A 20,171-nucleotide genomic window follows, 5' to 3' on the forward strand; every position below is an offset into this window, starting at 1 on the left:
CAGGGTTTCGCTAGCCCAAAAACGCCATATCCTCCGCACTCAGCTCAATAGCCGCGGCTTGCAGATTCTCGTGCAAATGGGCCAGCGACGACGTGCCCGGTATTGGTAGCAGCATGGGCGATTTGTGCAGCAGCCAGGCCAGGTTGAGCTGGGCCACCGACACGCCGCGTTGCTGGGCTAGCTCCGCCATTTTATCGCCCGCCTTGGGCAGGCCATGCACCAGCGAGAAAAACGGCACCAGCGGAATGCCGTGCTGCTCACACAAATCCAGCACTTCTTCGCCGCCCTGGGTTTCGCCGTGGGCCTCGCGCAGGGTGGTGCGCTGGGCGTAGCCGTACATGTTCTCGACGGTAGCGATTTCGCCCATGGCTAGGCCAGCTTCCAGCTCGGCGCGGCTCACGTTGCTGAGGCCCACGTGCTGAATTTTGCCTTCCTTTTGCAGCTCAAACATGGCGCCCAGCTGCTCGGCCAGCGGCACGCCGCCGTGGCCCATCAGACGCAGGTGCACTAGCTGCACTTGCTCTTGCTTGAGGGTGCGCAGGTTGTTTTCGATACTGGTACGCAGGTTTTCGGGGGTGTTGAAGGGTATCCAGCTTTTATCGGGCCGGCGGGTGGCGCCCACTTTGGTGCAGATTACCAGGTCTTTACCATACGGGTGCAACGCCTCCACAATCAGGCGGTTAGTCACATCGTCGCCGTAGTAGTCGGCGGTGTCAATGAAATTCACCCCGTTGGCCACGGCGGTTTTCAGAATTTCCAGGGCCTGCGGCCGGTCGGCGGGCTCGCCCCAAATGCCGGGGCCGGTAAGGCGCATGGTGCCGTAGCCAAGCCGGTTGACGGTGAGCGGCTGGGTGGAGTTGGGAGCAATGGTGATAGTGGACATGGAGAAGGGCTTGGTGTGGAAAAGCAGTGCTGCTCAAACAGTCGTTTGCGACGCGGGTTTACTTTCGCGTGCGCCTTTATTTGCGCGCCGCGCTGTTCTGCTGGTGTGCCCGGATGCTTTCGGCTACCTCCACCAGCGGGGTAGTATATAGCGCATTGGCGGAGGGCCGGCAACCAGCCAAGCGAATGGCAGTCGAAAAGTATAGCCGGGGTTCCGGCCAAAAACAAACCCGCCCCGGCTACTGCGCCAGAGCGGGTTTGCCTTATTACGGGTTAGGGTAAATACGCTGGTTAACCAATAGTTAGCTCGCCCTGCTCTTCGCCCTGCCAATACTTGATGCGCTTGGCCTCCACGCGCACCAGCACCACGCCGGGGGTGTCGAGGCCCTGCGGAAACCACTGGTTGAGGCTCGGCACCCAGTGCTGCTGCATGGTGGCGCGTTGCCGGATGAGGTGCGCCGTGCCCACAATGGACACGTAGAGCCCCTTCGAGCCCGTAAAGCCCAGGTTGACGTGCGCGTTTTCAGTAATGTCCTTCACCGTGCGCGACTCCTCAAAGGTGAAGTAGTACGAGTTGCCGTCGTAGGTCACGTCGCCGTTGTTGCTCATGGGGCGCGAGCTAAGCTGGCCGCGGCTGGTGTGCGTGGTGAGTAGGGCAATGTCAAGGTTCGCCATTTTAGTGGCAATCTCTTTCAGGGTTTTATTGGCCATGGTAGGGTGCGGGTGGGTGAATGCCGCCTACGCGCCGCGGCGGCCGGCGGTTGTGCAGCCCCGCGCAGAAGCCCAAAACCTTCCACCGATAAAAAAATGGGCCGCGCCGCTTATCCCGGCCGGACCAATTCCGTTAGGGAGGAGCTTTCCAAACGCTTTATTTTATGCCAACTGCTCCCGATTCTTCCGCCTATCGGCCGGCCGCCGTTTTCTGGCCGGTGTTCGGCTTCGCCACCCTCGCCGGTATGCGCAGCGCCGGCGCCCCCACGCTGCTCAGCCACTACTTGGTGCGCCACCCGGCCCCGGCGCTGGCTGCCTCGCCGCTGCGGCTGCTCCAGCAGCCGGCCGTAGCCGTGGCCCTGGAGCTGGCCGCCGCCCGCGAGTTTATGCACGACAAAAACCCCGGCGCGGCTCCCCGCACCGCCCCCCGCGGCCTGGGCCTGCGCACCCTGGGCAGCGCGCTGGCCGGCGCTACCTGGTGCCAGGCCACTGGCCAAAGCCCCTGGCGCGGGGCCCTGCTGGGCGGCCTGGGCGCGGCGGCGGCCACATTCGGCTGGTACCAACTGCGCAAAGCCATCACCAAAAAAACCGACCTACCCCCCCACACGGTGGGCTTTGGTGAAGACGTGCTGTTGTGGGCCGCCGGCGCGGTACTGCTAAGCTACCTGCCGCTGCCCGCCCCCACCAAGTAGGTGCCCCCCCGCGCCCCATTGCCGCTGCCGAAGCTTATGGTGGCTTGAAGTAGCGGTCGTATGCCCCATGAGCAAGACCAAGTGCCCTTAGAGCCTCTTCAAGCCGCTTCTGAAGCTGGGCGTGTCTGGGAGACGGGGCCGCCCCCAGCGCCCCCGCCGCCTCTTGAAGTGGCTGGGGAGGCAGGAGAAGCATGGAACGAACATTAACTCGGAACCTTAGATTATCGGAAGGCCCTAGTTATAAGTTTTTTGCAATCCATCTACTCACCCTTCCACTTTTATTATCTCCAGCAAAAAATTTATCCTTTATCATGCCGGAGAGACAATTTTCCGTTAATAGTTTTAACTTGTCTCCATCACTGTAAACTAATCCGGTTTTTTCAAAGCTTTTCACAAATGATTCTACATTATAAGTTGACCCCTTTATTAAGTTATCAAACTCAGAATTATTAACATAGGTCATATACCCCACAGCAATTAGTTCTTGGATTAAATTATATTGTGCTTCATCAAGAAAGGAAGGTTCCCATTCTTGTTTCTCTAGGGGGTGCTCAAGAAGTTCTTTGTTAGAAGCGAAATTATAATAATATGCCCATCCGGACATGCCATCTTTTTGCATTAAACGGCATTTTAAAAACGGATGCACTCTGTCAACTTCCAAGTCTTCACCAAAAATCTCCGAAGTGATACCAAACATATAATGAAGTCTAGTCCATATTAATTCAAGTAAATAATAAACAGGATTACCTTTAGCAGTAACTAATAAATCCCACCATCCATTTTCCATTGGGGAGCCAAAAGGCATTCCATTAGTTTTTATAACGCATGAATCCTCACAAATTGTTAGACTTGGCATATTTAATGGCCCGTACCCATGTATCTTGTTATTAGGGTCTGTAGTGGTTTTTTCTTCTAGAAACTTTATGAATGCTTCTCTCATTGAAAACTCAGTCTTGAATCCATTGTAACCCCAAACTATTCTAAGAGGATAAAATGCATCCAATAGTAATATGTGATAAATCATTTGAAGTTCGCTCGGCAGCTTCCCAAGCTCATCTCTTGTAGGCAGCTCTAACTGACAAATTTGTCGGAATGAATCTCGTATGATTCTGCCATGGTAATCCTCTCCTTCTCTAGCTTCTGTTACATCAATAACGCTTTTTAGATTCTCATATGAATCTTTGACATCCTTAGAATAAAGGTTTTTCTTTACCTGAATTACAGTTATTACTTGTCGAGAGTCATAAATTGTCTTATCAGTATACGGTATTTTCTCGCCTTCGCCTGTTACAAGCATACAGTCGATTTCACCGCTCATTTCATTTGTTGAGTTTCTGATTTTACCGGCAGTAACTCGCAAATCTAGCCCAGCGAAAATTGACTTATCTAGTATGTCTTTTGTCAAACCTTCATACATTGAGCCAATCAAAACAGGATGTTTAACATAGCCGTAGCTATCTAAAACCTCTTCTTCTTTCGTTTTGAAAGCATTTAAAAGGTCAGCGACAGTGTTTATCATGATAATGTTTAAGGCTTTGCTTTACTGAGATTGGCTCGCTAAAATTTCTCGTAACCAGCAGCCATTAGAATTACATATTCCGCCGGTACTGCCCCCCGACCTCAAACAACGCGTTCGTAATCTGACCGAGCGAGCAATATTTCACCGTTTTCATCAGCTCGGCAAATAGATTCCCGTTGGCCACGGCGATTTGCTGGAGCTGCTTGAGGCGCGCCGGGGTTTCGGCGGCGTTGCGCTGGTGCAGCAGAATGAGCATGTCGATTTGGTACTGCTTTTCCTCTTCCGTGGCGCGGATGACCTCGGCCGGTACCACCGTGGGCGAGCCTTTAGTAGTGCTGCGGAGCTGTACCCGTTTCACCATGCGCCATTTGGGTAGCGTCTACGATGGCTTGCAGAGCCCCGAGCAGCGCCGGAAGTTGAGCCAAGTAGTAGCGGTTTTCATCCAGAATAAATTCGGTGCCTTCGTACTTCATAAAGCGCCATTCCACGCCCGTCGTGGAGCAGCCGTAGAGGGTGTGAATGGGGTTTTGCTCCTGCTCATTCAGGCGCCGGGCAGCGATAAGCTGCGCGGCGCACTGAATGGTGCCAAGCTCTAAATCCTGCTTCTTAGCCTCAGCAATGCAGAAAACCGGGGCAGCGATGAAATCCTGGATGCGGCTGTACGAGAAAATAAAATCGCACTCGCCCCGTAGGCCGGCGCTGGTATCCACGTCCAGGTTCATGCCGGAGTAAATGGAAAATGCGCGGTGGTTACGGTCGCTCAATTCCATCAATACCGGTGTTACCAGCCTCTCGGAACGCGATTTCTCACTGTTAAAACCCAACTCCGCTCCTTTGCGCAGCGCTTCCTCTAGCCAAGCAGTTGGCTCGATGGACAGAAGCTGCGGGAAGAGTGTTTCAGCGCGAAACTGCACGCCGAACTGCTGTCGTAAATCAAAAACGGAAAAATCGGTGTAAGCCATGGTGCTTGAAAGTTAACTACATATCCTGCCGGTACTGCCCGCCGACTTCAAACAGCGCGTTCGTAATCTGGCCGAGTGAGCAGTATTTCACCGTTTCCATTAGCTCGGCGAAGAGGTTGCCGTTGGCCACGGCGATTTGCTGGAGCTTCTTGAGGCGCGCTGGGGCCTGGTCGGTGTTGCGCTGGGATAGCAAATTTAGCTCGCATAGTAGATAGTTGCCGGGCCTTTGCCTTCTTTCGTGATGCGCTGCTGCACCAGCAAATCGGCCAGAATTCGCTTCACCGTCGGCGAAGGAATGGCCAGCTTCTCGGCTATCTGGCCCGACTTACAGCCGGGGTAATTGCGCACAAAGGCCAGCACTGCTTTTTCGCGCGGCGACGACTGTGCTTCTGTTTCGCGCACCGTCAGCTTGTGCAGCAACTGCTGCTGCACGTTCAGCAGCGCATCAAAAAAGAAGGCTATCCACGACGAAACGTTTTCGCCTGGCCGTTGCGACTGGCACTTTTGCAGCTCGCGATAATACTCCGTTTTGCGGCTTTCAATTTCGTGTTCCAAACTCACGTACTGAATCCAGACGTAGCCGTTCTGAAGTAGGAGCAGGGTAGCCAGCAGCCGGCTCAGGCGGCCGTTGCCATCCTGAAACGGATGGATGCTCACGAAATCGTAGCAAAACAGGGCGCACTTCACCAGCGGGTGCGTGGCCGTGTCGGCATGGTACCAGGCTACTAGCGCGCGCATGGCGTCCTCGGTGGTAAAGCCCGGCGCGGTGGTCTGAAAAATGAGCTGCTTGGTACCGTCCGGCAGGGTGGCTTCCACGGCGTTGGAATGCTGCTTGTAGTTGCCCCGGTGCCACTCGTCCTTGCGGCTGAACCGGAGCAGCTGGTTGTGCTGCCCCTTGATGCTGTTCTCCGTGATGGCAATGTCGGCGTAGGACTCCGCAATCAAATCCAGCACCTGAAAGTAGCCCACCACCTCCTGCGAATCCCGGTCTTCGAGCTTGGTGATGTCAGTATTGCGCAGTAGTACCTCTACCTCCGCGTCGCTCATGCGCGAGCCCTCAATGCGGGTTGAAGCGCCCACGCTCCGCACCGTCGCAATGGCTTTCAGCTGCTTCAGCGTCTGCCCCTCGCGCCGCTCAATGGCCGACCAGCTGGCATCAAACCGGTCGAGCTTGCTCACCACTGCCAGCAAGGCCCAATCCAGCGTCACTTCCACCGTATGCACGCGCTCTATCATGTCGCGAAGATAAGCGCCCGGCTCGCGCCGTGATACGATTTGATACGATTCAAGACGATGCTGATACGATAGGCTCGCGCGCCCCCACCGCCGTTGCCGAAGCGGGCCGCGTCGCGCCGCCGCGCCCGGCGGGCTTGCGTGGGCGCGGCCCCTTTACGCCCAACACCCTGCCCGCCCGAGGTGGGGAAGGCCGAGTGGCAAATAGGAGACTTTTGCGAGTTTGGCGTATTTATAACTCGCGCCGGTTTTGGATGGTCACAAAAAAATGGTTGGAAGGCTATTGTGACAGGCTACGCGTCACGTTTCCCTGCTGGTCCAAGAAGTTCAGCTTGGCCACGCCGTTCGAATCCACAAGCAGTTGCAGGCGGGGCTTGCCCATTCGGTCGGAGAGGGACACCAAGGCTGTTTTGCTCTCGTTCTTGCCCACAAATACGCGTTGCGCAAATGCCTTCTGGCCCGGACGGGGCTCCAGTATCTTCTGCATCAGGGCCTCTTTGGCTGGGCCGTCGGGCATTTTCTGGGCTTTCTTGTAGTCGACGCGCCAGTCCCAGAAGGCCGGCGTCTTTTGCCAGTCATCGACGTGAAGCCCGGTGTTTTGGTCGCCGTTGTCGTCTTGGTAACTCAGGTACAGCACCTGATTCTGGTTGTACTGGTCGAACGACAGGTGCCCAGTTGCAGTGAAGTTCCCCTGGCTATCCTCGCCGCCCCGGAATACCAGGCCCCCATTCTCGGTGCCCTCGTCGTTGTAGAAAATGAGCCCCGGCCGATTGCCGCCCGGCACCGGCGGGTTATACGATTTGCCATGTTCCAGCAGTTCGGGCGAGCGGCTCTGGTTGGAAATCACCAAGCGCAGCCGCCCGTCGCTTTCCAGCACATTAATTCGCTCCACCGAAATTTCCTTGAAGCGCATGGTATCAGCCTTAGTGAATGCCACCAGTCCGGCCGCCCCCAGCAGCAGGGTTAAGATACCCGACTGCCATTTCAGACGCACTATTTCCTTCTGCATTTTGGCGAACTGCTCTTCCATAATGGCGCTGTAGAATTAGGGGTTTGATGAACGCCAAAGGTAGTATTGGCTTATACCCCCGCTGTTGCCGAAGCGGGCTGCGTCGCACCGCCGCGCCCGACTGGCCCGCGTGGGCGGGGCCCCTTTACGCACAACACCCTGCCCTCCCGAGGTGGGGAAGGCAGGGTGTTAAGGTAGGAGTTGCCAGCTTAGAAGCTAATTCTTTATCAAATCGAATAGGTTTTCTTGCCTGTTTGAGTCTCTTTCAGCAGCTCTGCTTTTTTCTAATTCTATTATGAGACGAGGAGCTTTCTCGACCTTTTCCTTAAGCTCTTTAATCTTAGGCTCTAACTCTTTTATAAAGCTTATAAAATCTACAACTTGTTTGCCCTCGATTCCTTCTCTGCCATGCGCGACTTGGTTGCGAGTATTCCTGAAATTGAAAAGACTTCTTCTGAATTTTTCGTCGATTTCGACACTGTATTCAGCCATAAGCCTTAGCAGTGCATCTGGACTAAAAAACCTGATGATTGACATCCTCAAGTCTCTTTCTTCACCAGTTGCTTGCGTCAACACTATTTCTCTAATCTCATTCACTTGGCCCTCTAAGTAGGCATACGCAGATAACAACGCGCCTACAGGATGCACTTTTGTCAGCTTTACTAGTTTGTCAAGCTCATTCTTAGTAGTTACTGTTCTCAATTTGAAAATAGCTAAATCGTCTTCACTCAAGAAGTCTTCTAAAGTTTTCTCAACGTCAAGATTATAATTGATTTGTAAAAACTCCTTGAAGAATTCATAAGTGGCCTCCATATAAAATATGGTAGTTAACTCATTAGGAAATCCGTATCGATGCTGTAATGCATTCCTCTCATCTATTAACAGCTCTAGTTTATTGAGGTACGGAATTTTTATTTGCTTGTCTTTTGACAAACATTCCATAGCACCGGTTATAGTTACTGTCTCTTTAGGATTTTTATATATTGATAGCCCGAGGTCAAGCATTAAATCTTTGAAAATAAGTTCTACTGCATTCGCTAAATGCATAATAACAAATTTTCTGTCACGCTCAGTACCTGAATTGAAGTGTTCGATGGAATGTGAAAATAGGTCCAAAGCGCTTTGGAATAGTGGGGAGGTATGAGCCATATTAGAAATTATACTTGTTTAAAAAAAGAATAAAATACCAGCCTGATTAAACGACTTTTATCAACCAGGCTGGTATCCTCTTACATATTCCGCCGGTACTGGCCGCCAACCTCAAACAGCGCGTTTGTAATCTGACCGAGCGAGCAGTATTTCACCGTTTCCATCAGCTCGGCGAATAGATTCCCGTTGGCCACAGCGATTTGCTGGAGCTGCTTGAGGCGCGCTGGGGTCTGGTCGGCGTTGCGCTGGTGCAGCAGGGTGAGCATGTCGATTTGGTACTGCTTCTCCTCCTCCGTGGCGCGGATGACTTCGGCCGGCACCACCGTGGGCGAGCCCGTGGACGAGAGGAAGGTATTCACGCCAATGATGGGGTACTCGCCGGTGTGCTTCAGCATCTCGTAGTGCATGCTTTCCTCCTGGATTTTGCCGCGCTGGTACATGGTTTCCATGGCCCCGAGCACGCCGCCGCGCTCCGTGATGCGGTCGAATTCGAGTAGCACCGCCTCTTCCACCAGGTCGGTCAGCTCCTCGATAATGAAGGAGCCTTGCAGCGGGTTTTCGTTTTTGGCCAGGCCCAGCTCGCGGTTGATGATGAGCTGAATGGCCATGGCCCGGCGCACCGATTCCTCGGTGGGTGTAGTGATGGCCTCATCGTAGGCGTTGGTATGCAGTGAGTTGCAGTTGTCGTAGATAGCGTACAGCGCCTGCAACGTGGTGCGGATGTCGTTGAAGTCGATTTCCTGGGCGTGCAGGCTGCGGCCCGAGGTTTGGATGTGGTACTTCAGTATCTGGCTGCGGGCGTCGGCGCCGTACTTCAGCTTCATGGCTTTGGCCCAGATGCGGCGCGCCACCCGCCCAATCACGGCGTACTCGGGGTCGATGCCGTTGGAGAAGAAGAAGCTCAGGTTGGGCGCGAAGTCGTTGACGCTCATGCCGCGGCTCACGTAGTATTCCACAAACGTGAAGCCGTTGCTGAGCGTGAGGGCCAGCTGGGTAATCGGGTTGGCCCCCGCCTCGGCAATGTGGTAGCCGGAGATGCTGACGGAGTAGAAGTTACGTACCTTCTCGGTGATGAAAAACTGCTGCACGTCGCCCATCAGGCGCAGGGCAAACTCGGTGCTGAAGATGCAGGTGTTCTGGGCCTGGTCTTCCTTGAGAATGTCGGCCTGTACGGTGCCGCGCACCTGCGTCAGTGTCTTGGCCTTGATGGCGGCGTACACGTCGGCGGGCAGCACCTGGTCACCGGTTACGCCCAGCAGGCGCAGGCCCAGGCCGTCGTTGCCGGCCGGCAGCTCGCCCTGGTAGCGGGGGCGGGGCTGGCCGATGGCCGCATAGATGCCGTCGATTTTGGCCTCCACTTCCTCGGTCAGGCCGTTTTCAGCGATGTACTTCTCGCAGTTCTGGTCGATGGCCGCGTTCATGAAAAACGCCGCCAGCGTAGCCGCCGGGCCGTTGATAGTCATGCTGACGGAGGTGGTCGGGGCGCTCAAATCGAAGCCCGAGTACAGCTTCTTGGCGTCGTCGAGGCAGGCGATGCTCACGCCCGCGTTGCCGATTTTGCCATAGATGTCGGGCCGGTGGTCGGGGTCCTCGCCGTAGAGCGTCACCGAGTCGAAGGCCGTGCTCAGGCGCTTGGCCGGCAGGCCCATGCTCACGTAGTGAAAGCGGCGGTTGGTGCGCTCCGGCCCACCCTCGCCGGCAAACATGCGGGTGGGGTCTTCGCCCTCACGCTTGAACGGGAACACGCCCGCCGTGTAGGGAAACTCGCCCGGAAAATTCTCCTGCATGGCCCAGCGCAGGCGGTCGCCCCAGCCGGTGTAGCGCGGCACCGATACCTTCGGTATCATGTTGCCCGACAGTGACTTGGTGTGCGTCTTCACCCGAATTTCCTTGCCCCGCACCGCGTACACGTACTCCGGGTTGCGGTAGTTTTGCAGGGTGTTTTCCCAGTTTTCCAGAATGGCCTGGCTATCGGCATCGAGCCGGCGCAGCTGGGTTTGCTTGTTCTTAGTGAATTCCTCCACCATGCTCTCGCTGCTCTTTTTCTCGGCGCGGTAGTGCTCTTCGAGCTTGGCAAACGCGCCGGCCACCTCGGCAATATTGGCCTGCTCGCGCACGCGCTGGTCGTAGGCACGGTTGGTTTCGGCAATCTCGGAGAGGTAGCGCGTGCGGTTCGGCGGGATGATGTAAATCTTCTCCGAGTCCGACGTGCTGGTTTCTAGTTTGGAGGCGAACGTGGCGCCGGTCTTGGTTTCCAGCATCTTCAGCACCGCCCGGTACAGCCGGTTCATGCCGGGGTCGTTGAACTGCGAGGCGATGGTACCAAACACCGGCATCGTGTCGGTGGGCGAGTCCCAGCGGTTGTGGTTGCGCTGGTACTGCTTGCGCACGTCGCGCAGGGCATCGAGCGCTCCGCGCTTGTCGAATTTGTTGAGCGCAATAACGTCAGCAAAATCGAGCATGTCGATTTTCTCCAACTGCGTGGCCGCGCCGTATTCGGGCGTCATCACGTAGAGGCTGGCATCGGAGTGCTCGATAATCTCGGTATCCGATTGACCGATGCCGCTGGTTTCCAGAATGATAAGGTCGTAGTTGGCGGCCTTTACCACGTCCACCGCGTCCTGCACATACTTGCTAAGGGCCAGGTTGCTCTGGCGGGTGGCCAGGCTGCGCATGTACACCCGCGGCGAGTTGATGGCATTCATCCGAATGCGGTCGCCGAGCAGAGCACCGCCCGTTTTGCGCTTGCTGGGGTCCACCGAAATAATGGCGATGGTCTTATCGGGGAAGTCCATCAAAAAGCGCCGCACCAGCTCATCCACCAGGCTGGATTTGCCCGCGCCGCCCGTGCCGGTAATGCCGAGAATGGGGGCGTTGCCCCGGTCCGCCGGCGCAGCCGGCCGACCGGTTGTCGGCAGCGCCGCCCGGTCCGCTTCAACGTCATCGTTCAACGACAACCGGTCGGCCGGCGCTGCCGGCGGACCGGCCAGCGCCGCCAGCCCTAGCTGCGATTTTACCCGTTCAAATTCCTCGGGGAAATTCTCGGCGGCCGAAATCAGGCGGCCGATGCTGCGGGCGTCCTTTTCCTTCACGTGGCTGGCTTCGCCGTTCAGGTTTTGGCCGGTGGGGAAGTCGCTCTGTTCCAGCAGGTTGTTAATCATGCCTTGCAGGCCCATGGCGCGGCCATCGTCGGGCGAGTAGATGCGGGTAATGCCGTAGTCCATGAGGTCGGCAATCTCGGTGGGCAGGATAACCCCGCCGCCGCCGCCGAATAGCTTGATGTGACCCGCGCCACGCTCCTTCAACAGGTCGTGCATGTACTTGAAGTACTCGTTGTGCCCGCCCTGATAGCTGGTGATGGCAATGGCCTGGGCATCTTCCTGAATGGCACAGTCCACAATTTCCTGCACCGAGCGGTTATGCCCCAGGTGAATAACCTCGGCGCCGCTGCTCTGGATGATGCGGCGCATGATGTTGATGGCGGCGTCGTGACCATCAAACAGCGCGGCGGCTGTGACGATACGCACGTGATTCTTAGGCTTGTAGGGGGCAACGGGGGCGGGATGCATAGGGGAGGAGGTAGGGCGAAACAGGTACTTTGCGCCCGGTTATTTGAAAACAAGGCGCGAGTTTTTTGACTAAGTAAAGGTACGAAAAAGCCCCGGCGGGGTCGGCCGGGGCGGGAGGTGCAAAGCGCGTTAGGAGTATTCAGTTTGTAGATACGCTAAAAACTCGGCCCACGTGAGGCCAAGGATTATAGGTGTTTCCTCATCGTGGCCGATAAATGGTGTTTCTACAAAACGCCCGGTGGCTTTCTCCAGGGCAAATGCCTCGCCGCCCCCGTTGGAGCCAATCAAAAAATAGCCTGGATAAAATTCGGCGGCGTTATAATCAGCGTTGTAGTGCAGCAATTCATCGTCTTCGATGAGATAAGCCCCGCCGAATTGATAGGTGCTTTCAGTAGCAGATAAATAAGCTAAGTATTCTTTAGGAAGCTTAAAATCAAGCTGTTTCAGAAAGTTCTGTTGATACTGTGATGCCATATAGAATAGGTTTTTGGCAACTACCGCAGCTTGCGCAAATCCAGTCGAAACCCCGGCAGCACGGCCTCGCCCGACAGCTCGCGGTCGAAGCCTTCCACAGTTTCGTAGCCTTCTTGGCCGGCGCGGAAAAGGTAGGCTTTTTCATCATCGCACGAGAGCAGCCAGCCTAGGTGAGCGCCATTCTGGCGGTACTCCTCCATCTTGGCCATCAGTACCTTAAGCGAATCAGTTTTGGAGCGCAGCTCGACTACAAATTCCGGGCACACGGGGGCAAATTTCTCTTGTTGAGCGGGCGTTAAGTTAGCCCAGCTTTTGGGCGATACCCACGAGGCATCGGGGGCGCGCACGGCTTCATTGGGCAGCGTGAAGCCCGCATTAGAATCAAATACAAAGCCCGCCTCGCCGTGCTGGCTCCACCAGTTGTAGAGCTGGCCGATGAGGCTGGCGTTGCGCCGGCCGGTGATGGTAAACGTGGGGGCCATAATCAGGATTTCGTGCTGCGCGTTGCGTTCAATGCGCCATTTGCGGTGCTGCTGGCAGAAGTCGAAAAACTCCGCCTCGCTCATCCGGCTCATATAGGGGTCGTCCAAAACCAGGGGTTCGTCGGCAAAGAGCGGGTTCATGCTAGTGGAGAATGAGTGAGGAAGCAAGTTACGGCCAAACCTTTTGGTGAATTTTACATCCGAATAGCTTCAAACGCCAACAGCCGGGCCACCTCGCGGCGGCCCGGCTGCAACAGCGGCGCGGTGAAACCTACGCCGGAATCAGGTTGTGCGGGTTAATCACGAACTTCTTCGCCACGCCGCTGTCAAACTCGGCGTAGCCCTTGGGGGCGTCGTCGAGGCTGATAACCTCCACGTTCACGGCCTTGGCAATCTGGATTTTATCGTACAGAATGGCCTGCATGAGCTGGCGGTTGTAGCTCATCACGGGCGTTTGGCCGGTGTGGAAGGAGTGGCTCTTGGCCCAGCCCAGGCCGAAGCGGATGGATAAGTTGCCGGTTTTGGCGGCCTTATCCTCCGCGCCGGGGTCGGCGGTTACGTACAGGCCGGGGATGCCGATGGAGCCGCCTGCACGGGCAATTTCCATGAGCGAATTGAGCACGGCGGCGGGCACTTCGGTTTTGGCCTGCGCGCCGTGGCCGCTGGCCTCAAAGCCCACGCAGTCGATGGCGCAATCGACCTCGGGCACGCCCAGGATATTGGCAATCTGGTCGGCCAGGTTGGCGTCCTCGTTCAGGTCCACGGTTTCGCAGCCGAAGGAGCGGGCGTGCGCCAGGCGCGCCTTGTTCATGTCGCCCACAATGACCACGGCCGCGCCCAGCAACTGCGCCGAGGCGGCGGCCGCCAGGCCCACCGGACCCGCGCCGGCCACGTACACCGTGGTGCCGGGCCCCACGCCGGCCTTCACCGCGCCGTGGAAGCCTGTGGGGAAAATGTCGCTCAACATGGTCAGGTCGCGGATTTTCTCCATCGCCTGGTCCTTGTTGGGGAACTTGAGCAGGTTGAAATCGGCGTAGGGTACCATTACATACTCGGCCTGGCCGCCGACCCAGCCGCCCATGTCCACGTAGCCATAGGCACCACCGGCGCGGCCCTCGTTCACGGTCAGGCAGATGCCGGTTTTCATCTCTTTGCAGGTGCGGCAGCGGCCGCAAGCCACGTTGAAGGGTACCGATACGAGGTCGCCCTTCTTCAAAAACTCCACGTCGTCGCCGGTTTCGATAACCTCGCCCGTGATTTCGTGGCCCAGTACCAGCCCGGCCGGGGCCGTGGTGCGCCCGCGCACCATGTGCTGGTCGGAGCCGCAGATGTTGGTCGAAACCACTTTCAGGATAACCCCGTGGGTAATTTTCTTGCCCTTAGGGTTTTTAAGCTCCGGAAAATCAATGCTTTGCACTTCGACCTTGCCCGGGCCCAGGTACACAACGCCTCTATTACTAGCCATACTTTGAAAATTAGGTGTTGAGTTAATTTATTGATTAACAATAAATTAAGTGAGGTTATTTACCCGCCACAACGTTCACGCCAGCCTCGGCCACGATATGGTCGTTCTCCACCGAGTCGCCCGATACGCCGATGGCCCCGATAACCTGGCCGCCGCCATTGCGAATGGGCAGGCCGCCGGGGAAGGTGATGAGGCCGCCGTTCGATACCTCAATGTTGAAGAGCGGGCCGCCGGGCTGCGACGCCTGGCCGAGGTCGCCGGTGGCCATATCGAAGAAGCGGGCCGTTTTGGCCTTTTTAATGGAAATGTCGAGCGAGCCGAGCCACGCATCGTCCATACGGGCGAAGGCCACGAGGTTGGCCCCGGCATCTACCACGGCAATATTCATCTTGACCCCTAAGTCGAGCGATTTTTGGTATGCGGCTTGAATGGCGGCCTGGGCCTGTTCGAGGGAAATACCCATGAGGTTAGTGCGGGTTTGGGGGAAGAAAAGGAGTCTGTTGGCTACGGCAGTATCCGGGGGCCAGTTGCTTGGTAACGAGAAGGTGCGACGATACCAGACCTTTTTGCGACGATAGCACCGCTCGCCCCCGTAAGCGGCCCGGCGCGGGCAGCTAAAACGCAAAAAAATCCCCGGCGAATGGCCGGGGATTTCTCCATGAAAAGCTCAGAAAAGAGCCGCTTTGCGCAGGGTGAAACTACGCGGCGTCGAGTGCTTCGCGCAGGGCCTTGGCGGCCGCGGCGGGGTCTTTGGCGCCGTAAATAGCGCCACCGGCTACGGCCACGGCCACGCCAGCTTGCTTCACGGCGGCAATGGTGTTGAGGTTTACGCCGCCCGCGATGGACACGGGTACGCCGGCGCGCTTGGCCTCATCGATGAGCACCTGGATGGAGTAGCCGGGCTGGGCCTGCTCGTCGAGGCCGGCGTGCAGTTCCACAAATTCTACGCCGAGCTTGCTTACTTCCTGGGCGCGCTTCACGCGGTCCTTCACGCCGATGGTGTCCACTACCACGCCTTTGCCGTGCTCCTTGGCGGCCTTCACGGCCCCAATTACGGTGGCGTCATCTACTGAGCCCAGGATGGTAACCAGGTCAGCACCAGCGCCGAAGGCCATGCCGGCTTCCAGCTCGCCGGTGTCGGCGGTTTTGAAATCGGCGAACACCAGCTTGTCGGGGTGCGCGGCTTTCATGGCCTTAATCACGGCCAGGCCTTCGCTCTTGATGAGCGGGGTGCCCAGCTCGATAATGTCCACGTAAGGGGCCACTTTAGCCGCCAGTTCGAGGGCTTCTTTGGTGCTCAGTAGGTCAATTGCAACTTGTAACTTAGCCATTTTGAGAGAGTTCTGAATGAAATGTAAGACGGAGTGGCACTCCGTTTCGGGCCGGGGTAGGAAACGGAGTGCCACTCCGTTTTACAACTGATTTATTCCAGGTTGGCGTGGCGCTTCCAAAGCTTTTCGGCTGGCGTGCCGTCCAGGGCCCACAGGGTTTGGAAGAGGGCATCGGTTAGCAGCAACACCGACTGCTCAAACAAGCTGCCCGCGTACTGCTGCGAAATGGTGCCGCCGTGGTCCTGCTTTTGGGCGGCGGGCAGCACTACTACCAGCGTAGCCAGCGCCGCCAGCGGCGAGTTGGTAGTAGTCGAAATGGCCACCACGCTGGCGCCGGCGGCCACCGCTTTTTCGGCGGCTTTCACAATGGTGCTGGTAGTACCCGAGCCTGAACCCGCCAGCAGCAAGTCGCCTTTGCGAATGGCCGGCGTGGTGGTTTCGCCCACCACAAACACCGTGAGGCCCAGGTGCATCAGGCGCATAGCGGCGGCCCGCAGGGCCAAGCCCGTGCGCCCCGCGCCCACAACAAAAACCCGCTCAGCGTGTTGGATAAGCGGAATTATCGCCGCGGCGGCCGCCAAATCCACTTGCTCGGCCAGGCGTTGGTTTTCCTGAACAATCGCCTGCCAGCTGTGGCGTAGGTCACGGCTCAGCTGCTCGGTATCTAACTCGCTCATTGGATTGTTACTGCTACTTTTCGGGCCGGGCCAGCCGGCAATTTTGCCCCCACTGGCCGGCGGTTTACCCCGCCGTTGAGGGCGATACAAAAGTAGAATTGCCCCTCCGCCGGGGTTTGCAGAATGGTAGCAATCGCTGGCAGTATCCTAGCAAAGGCGCTTTTTGCCGTCATGCAGACCGTGGGGACGCATCTCGCCCACACCGTCACTGATATTAGGATTTAGTGCACCACGCGAGATGCTTCCCTGCGGTCTGCAAAACCAACGTATTAACCTGTGCCACTTTGTTTATTTCGCTAGCTTCTCCTTTCAATGTCGCCTACCGATTTGCTGCCCACTATCCCGCTGGCCCAAACCCACGAGCTAACCACGCTCATCGACCACCGCCGGGTGCAAACCCTGGAAAAGTACGAGCTGAGCATTCTGGAAACGCTGACGCAGACCGACCAGGTGGCGCAGTCTTATAACGACCTGGTGCTGACCAACATGCTGCGCGGCAAGAAGGTGATGCACCTGCTCGACCAGGCGGCGTTCAACTACCTGCCCGGCAACACCATGGTAGTGCCGCCCAACCTGAAGATGATGATTGACTTCCCCGAAGCGTCAGACGCCAACCCCACGCAGTGCGTGGCGCTGGCCATCGACCGCCTGCAAATCATCGACACGGTGAACTATCTCAACGAGTTTTACCCCAAAACGGAGGATAACTGGAGCTTCAGCTTCAGCAACTACCATTTCTATAACAACGAGGAGATAACGGCGTTGATTTACAAGCTGGTACGCATCGGTTTCGACAACTCGCAGAACAAGGATATCCTGGCCGACTTCACGGTGAAAGAGCTGTTGCTGAGGCTTATGCAGTTGCAAAGCCTGCACGCCACCGAGCACAGCGTGGCCGTGCTGGCCACCACCAGCCGCTTTGCCCACACGCTGCACTACATCAAGGAGAACCTGGCCGAAAAAATCAGCGTCGATGACCTGAGCGCGCAGGCCTACATGAGTAAGCCCAACTTCTACCGCGCCTTCAAGCAGGAGTTTGGCCTGTCGCCCATCGACTACATTATCAAGGAGCGGATGCGCCTAGCCAAGCGCTGCCTCAAAAACCCGGCGCTCAGCATCACCGAAATCTGCTTTAAGGCCGGCTTTAGCAACCTGGCTTACTTCACCCGCATGTTTCGGCAGTTGGAGGGCATGACGCCCACCGAGTACCGGGCGCTGTGCCTGGCCTAGGGCCGGCTGCCTACCGAAACGCCACCGGTGTGCCCAGCGCCAGCCGCCAGGCCAGCAGCCCTAGTAGCGCCAATGCCACCAGGCCCCAGGCCACCCGGGTAGGGTAGGGCAGCACCTCGTTCTGGTTGAAAAACTCCTGGTTGGAATTGATGGCCAGCGGCACCAGCAGCAACCCCATGGTGGCGTAGTGCAGCGCCTCATTCACGCCCAAGTGCGGCAACTTGCTGACGGCCAGCAGCAGCGAGCCCGCCAGCCAGGGCCCGATAACGCCGTAGATAATGAGCCGCGCCCGGTTGTCGAACTGTAACGCCGTGCGCGAGTCCTGGGCCAGCAAGAATGGCACGGCCGCCAAAAAGCCCAGCCCCAGCTGCACCAGCGCAAACAGCAGCCCCAGCACCGTGCTAGGCCAGGTGCCACCACCGCCCAGCAGCCAGTTGGGCACGTACCACGAGCCCGATTGTGTAACCGTATCGGCCAGCAGGCCGCCCAGCACGGTATTGGTGGCGTGCAGCGCCACCCACAGCAGCAGCAGCTTAAATAAGCCCCGTTTCTGGCGCTGGTACAGCCAGAAGAGCAAAAAAGCCCCCACGCCCAGCGCCGTGAGTAGCACCGGCCCCAGGCCGTACACATTCACCACCGAGTCGCGCCGCCAGCCGCCATCGCCCAAGATGAAGCGGATGCCACTGAGGCTCCAGACGCCCGGAATGTTGGCCCGCCGCGCCACGAATACCGGTGCCGCCTCGGCCACCAGGTGCACCAGCTGGTAGGCTAGCAAGTAGCAGGCCGTGCCGTTGAGCAGTAGCATAGTGAACTTGGCTCGCCCGGCGGCAGGGGCTGAATCGGCGGGGGAAGCGGGGGCGGGCTGCAAAGTAGGCGGTGGGAAAGTAGACTGGTCCCAAACATACGCCCCGCCGCAAAATGGCCGTATCTTCGCGTTGCTAAAAACCGCCCTCCGTTGAAGAATATCCGTAATTTTTGCATTATTGCCCACATCGACCACGGCAAAAGCACCCTGGCCGACCGCCTGCTCGAATTCACGAGCACCGTGGCCAAACGCGACATGCAGGCCCAGCTGCTCGATAACATGGACCTGGAGCGTGAGCGCGGCATTACCATCAAGAGCCACGCCATCCAGATGCAGTTTCCCTACAAAGGGGAAGTGTACACGCTCAACCTCATTGACACCCCCGGCCACGTTGACTTCAGCTACGAGGTAAGCCGCAGCATCGCGGCCTGCGAAGGTGCGCTGCTGATTGTAGATGCTTCGCAAGGCATTGAAGCCCAGACTATTTCCAATCTGTACCTTGCCATTGGGGCCGACCTGGAAATAATCCCGGTGCTGAATAAAATTGACCTTCCGCACGCCATGCCGGAAGAGGTGACCGACGAGATTGTGGACCTGATTGGCTGCAAGCCGGAAGACATCATCCACGCCTCGGGCAAGGCTGGCATCGGCATCGAAGCCATCCTGAACGCCATCTGCGACCGGGTGCCGGCCCCCAAGGGCGACCCGGAAGCCCCGCTGCAAGCCCTCATTTTCGACTCGGTATTCAACTCGTACCGGGGCATTGAAGTGTTGTTCCGCATCAAAAACGGGACCATGAAGAAGGGCGACAAGGTGAAGTTTATGGCCACCGGCAAGGAGTACGGGGCCGACGAAATCGGCATCCTGGGCCTCAACCAGGAGCCGCGCCAGGTGATGAGCGCCGGCAACGTGGGTTACCTCATCTCGGGTATCAAAGAAGCGCGCGAAGTGAAGGTGGGCGACACCATCACGCACGTCCACAATCCCACGGCCGAGGCCATCCAGGGCTTTGCCGACGTGAAGCCGATGGTATTTGCCGGTATCTACCCTGTTGAAACCACTGAGTACGAGGAACTTCGCTCCAGTATGGAAAAATTGCAGCTCAACGACGCCTCCCTGGTATGGGAGCCCGAGACGTCGGTGGCGCTGGGCTTCGGCTTCCGCTGCGGCTTCCTGGGCATGCTGCACATGGAAATTGTGCAGGAGCGCCTGGAGCGCGAGTTCAACATGACCGTGATTACCACCGTGCCGAGCGTGCAGTTTCACGCAATAGGCACTAAGGACCAGGCGCTTGTTATCAATGCGCCCTCCGAAATGCCGGAGCCTAATTTGATTAAGCTCATCGAGGAGCCCTACATCAAAGCGCAGATTATCACCGCCTCCGAGTACGTGGGGCCGATTATCACGCTCTGCATGGAGAAGCGCGGCATCATCAAAGGGCAGTCGTACCTCACCTCCGAGCGGGTGGAGATGAGCTTCGAGCTGCCGCTGTCCGAAATCGTGTTCGACTTCTTCGACAAGCTCAAAACCATCAGCCGCGGTTACGCCTCGCTCGACTACGAGCTGATTGGCTTCCGCGAGTCCGACATGGTGAAGCTTGATGTGATGCTGAACGGCGAGAAGGTGGACGCCCTCTCGGCCATCGTGCACCGCTCCAAGAGCTACGAGTGGGGCCGCCGCCTCTGCGAAAAGCTGCGCGAGTTGCTACCCCGCCAGATGTTCGACATTGCCATTCAGGCCAGTATCGGGCAAAAAATCATTGCCCGCGAAACCATCAAGGCGCTGCGTAAAAACGTGATTGCCAAGTGCTACGGCGGCGATATTAGCCGCAAGCGCAAGCTGCTCGAAAAGCAGAAGGAGGGCAAAAAACGGATGCGTACCGTGGGCTCGGTGGAGATTCCGCAAGAAGCTTTTCTGGCGGTGCTCAAAATTGACTGATAACGAAAAGGCCGGCTCCCGTAAGGAAGCCGGCCTTTTTTGG

Annotated in this window: 20 protein-coding genes; 3 read left to right on the forward strand and 17 right to left on the reverse strand. The window is 57.3% G+C overall.

Features of this window, described 5'->3' with window-relative positions:
- Window positions 1-10: 10 nt before the first annotated feature.
- Window positions 11-883, reverse strand: coding sequence for an aldo/keto reductase (locus ACYVGC_RS09670; protein ID WP_460583616.1), 873 nt, complete (start codon window positions 881-883; stop codon window positions 11-13).
- Between the two features lie 290 nt (window positions 884-1,173).
- Window positions 1,174-1,593 (reverse strand): pyridoxamine 5'-phosphate oxidase family protein, encoded by a 420-nt coding sequence (locus tag ACYVGC_RS09675; protein ID WP_460583617.1) that lies wholly within the window; start codon window positions 1,591-1,593, stop codon window positions 1,174-1,176.
- 164 nt (window positions 1,594-1,757) lie between these two features.
- Here ACYVGC_RS09675 and ACYVGC_RS09680 point away from each other — a divergent pair, with 164 nt between their 5' ends.
- Window positions 1,758-2,285 (forward strand): hypothetical protein, encoded by a 528-nt coding sequence (locus ACYVGC_RS09680; RefSeq protein WP_460583618.1) that lies wholly within the window; start codon window positions 1,758-1,760, stop codon window positions 2,283-2,285.
- A 238-nt stretch (window positions 2,286-2,523) separates the two neighbouring features.
- Here ACYVGC_RS09680 and ACYVGC_RS09685 read toward each other — a convergent pair whose 3' ends face one another.
- The 14 genes from ACYVGC_RS09685 to hxlB all read right to left on the reverse strand — a co-directional run bounded on the left by ACYVGC_RS09685 (window position 2,524) and on the right by hxlB (window position 16,155).
- Entirely contained in the window at window positions 2,524-3,804 is a 1,281-nt protein-coding gene (locus ACYVGC_RS09685) for a DUF6602 domain-containing protein (RefSeq protein WP_460583619.1), read from the reverse strand.
- A gap of 70 nt (window positions 3,805-3,874) precedes the next feature.
- Window positions 3,875-4,165, reverse strand: coding sequence for a hypothetical protein (locus tag ACYVGC_RS09690; RefSeq protein ID WP_460583620.1), 291 nt, complete (start codon window positions 4,163-4,165; stop codon window positions 3,875-3,877).
- Entirely contained in the window at window positions 4,131-4,766 is a 636-nt protein-coding gene (locus ACYVGC_RS09695; protein WP_460583621.1) for a hypothetical protein, read from the reverse strand. Before ACYVGC_RS09695 ends, ACYVGC_RS09690 begins: the two co-directional genes overlap by 35 nt.
- Before the next feature lie 16 nt (window positions 4,767-4,782).
- Window positions 4,783-4,959 carry a hypothetical protein gene (locus ACYVGC_RS09700; protein ID WP_460583622.1) on the reverse strand — a complete coding sequence of 59 codons (177 nt, stop codon included), beginning with the start codon at window positions 4,957-4,959 and terminating at the stop codon, window positions 4,783-4,785.
- Between the two features lie 2 nt (window positions 4,960-4,961).
- Complete coding sequence (locus tag ACYVGC_RS09705) at window positions 4,962-6,002, reverse strand: Fic family protein (RefSeq protein ID WP_460583623.1); 1,041 nt, start codon at window positions 6,000-6,002, stop codon at window positions 4,962-4,964.
- A 277-nt stretch (window positions 6,003-6,279) separates the two neighbouring features.
- A complete protein-coding gene (locus ACYVGC_RS09710; protein WP_460583624.1) occupies window positions 6,280-7,029 on the reverse strand; it encodes a hypothetical protein in 750 nt (249 codons plus the stop codon).
- A 195-nt stretch (window positions 7,030-7,224) separates the two neighbouring features.
- The gene (locus ACYVGC_RS09715) at window positions 7,225-8,157 is read right to left on the reverse strand and encodes a hypothetical protein (RefSeq protein ID WP_460583625.1); all 933 of its coding nucleotides are present in this window, start codon (window positions 8,155-8,157) and stop codon (window positions 7,225-7,227) included.
- Between the two features lie 80 nt (window positions 8,158-8,237).
- Window positions 8,238-11,726 (reverse strand): methylmalonyl-CoA mutase family protein, encoded by a 3,489-nt coding sequence (locus tag ACYVGC_RS09720; protein WP_460583626.1) that lies wholly within the window; start codon window positions 11,724-11,726, stop codon window positions 8,238-8,240.
- Between the two features lie 129 nt (window positions 11,727-11,855).
- On the reverse strand, window positions 11,856-12,200 hold the full coding sequence (locus ACYVGC_RS09725; RefSeq protein WP_460583627.1) for an SMI1/KNR4 family protein: 345 nt from the start codon (window positions 12,198-12,200) through the stop codon (window positions 11,856-11,858).
- A gap of 20 nt (window positions 12,201-12,220) precedes the next feature.
- A complete protein-coding gene (locus ACYVGC_RS09730) occupies window positions 12,221-12,823 on the reverse strand; it encodes a Uma2 family endonuclease (protein WP_460583628.1) in 603 nt (200 codons plus the stop codon).
- 130 nt (window positions 12,824-12,953) lie between these two features.
- Window positions 12,954-14,147, reverse strand: a complete 1,194-nt coding sequence (gene fdhA / locus ACYVGC_RS09735) for a formaldehyde dehydrogenase, glutathione-independent (protein ID WP_460583629.1) — start codon at window positions 14,145-14,147, stop codon at window positions 12,954-12,956.
- A gap of 55 nt (window positions 14,148-14,202) precedes the next feature.
- Window positions 14,203-14,610: a GlcG/HbpS family heme-binding protein gene (locus ACYVGC_RS09740; protein WP_460583630.1), complete on the reverse strand. Its 408-nt coding sequence runs from the start codon at window positions 14,608-14,610 to the stop codon at window positions 14,203-14,205.
- A gap of 235 nt (window positions 14,611-14,845) precedes the next feature.
- Window positions 14,846-15,478 (reverse strand): 3-hexulose-6-phosphate synthase, encoded by a 633-nt coding sequence (gene hxlA / locus ACYVGC_RS09745; protein ID WP_460583631.1) that lies wholly within the window; start codon window positions 15,476-15,478, stop codon window positions 14,846-14,848.
- Between the two features lie 92 nt (window positions 15,479-15,570).
- The gene (gene hxlB, locus ACYVGC_RS09750; protein ID WP_460583632.1) at window positions 15,571-16,155 is read right to left on the reverse strand and encodes an SIS domain-containing protein; all 585 of its coding nucleotides are present in this window, start codon (window positions 16,153-16,155) and stop codon (window positions 15,571-15,573) included.
- Window positions 16,156-16,467: 312 nt separating this feature from the next.
- Between hxlB and ACYVGC_RS09755 the strand changes: the two genes are divergently transcribed.
- Window positions 16,468-17,385 (forward strand): AraC family transcriptional regulator, encoded by a 918-nt coding sequence (locus ACYVGC_RS09755; protein ID WP_460583633.1) that lies wholly within the window; start codon window positions 16,468-16,470, stop codon window positions 17,383-17,385.
- 10 nt (window positions 17,386-17,395) lie between these two features.
- Here ACYVGC_RS09755 and ACYVGC_RS09760 read toward each other — a convergent pair whose 3' ends face one another.
- Window positions 17,396-18,253, reverse strand: coding sequence for a hypothetical protein (locus tag ACYVGC_RS09760; RefSeq protein WP_460583634.1), 858 nt, complete (start codon window positions 18,251-18,253; stop codon window positions 17,396-17,398).
- 87 nt (window positions 18,254-18,340) lie between these two features.
- Between ACYVGC_RS09760 and lepA the strand changes: the two genes are divergently transcribed.
- Window positions 18,341-20,128: an elongation factor 4 gene (lepA, locus tag ACYVGC_RS09765; RefSeq protein ID WP_460583635.1), complete on the forward strand. Its 1,788-nt coding sequence runs from the start codon at window positions 18,341-18,343 to the stop codon at window positions 20,126-20,128.
- Window positions 20,129-20,171: the final 43 nt, after the last annotated feature.

This window comes from Hymenobacter arcticus (genome assembly GCF_054779975.1).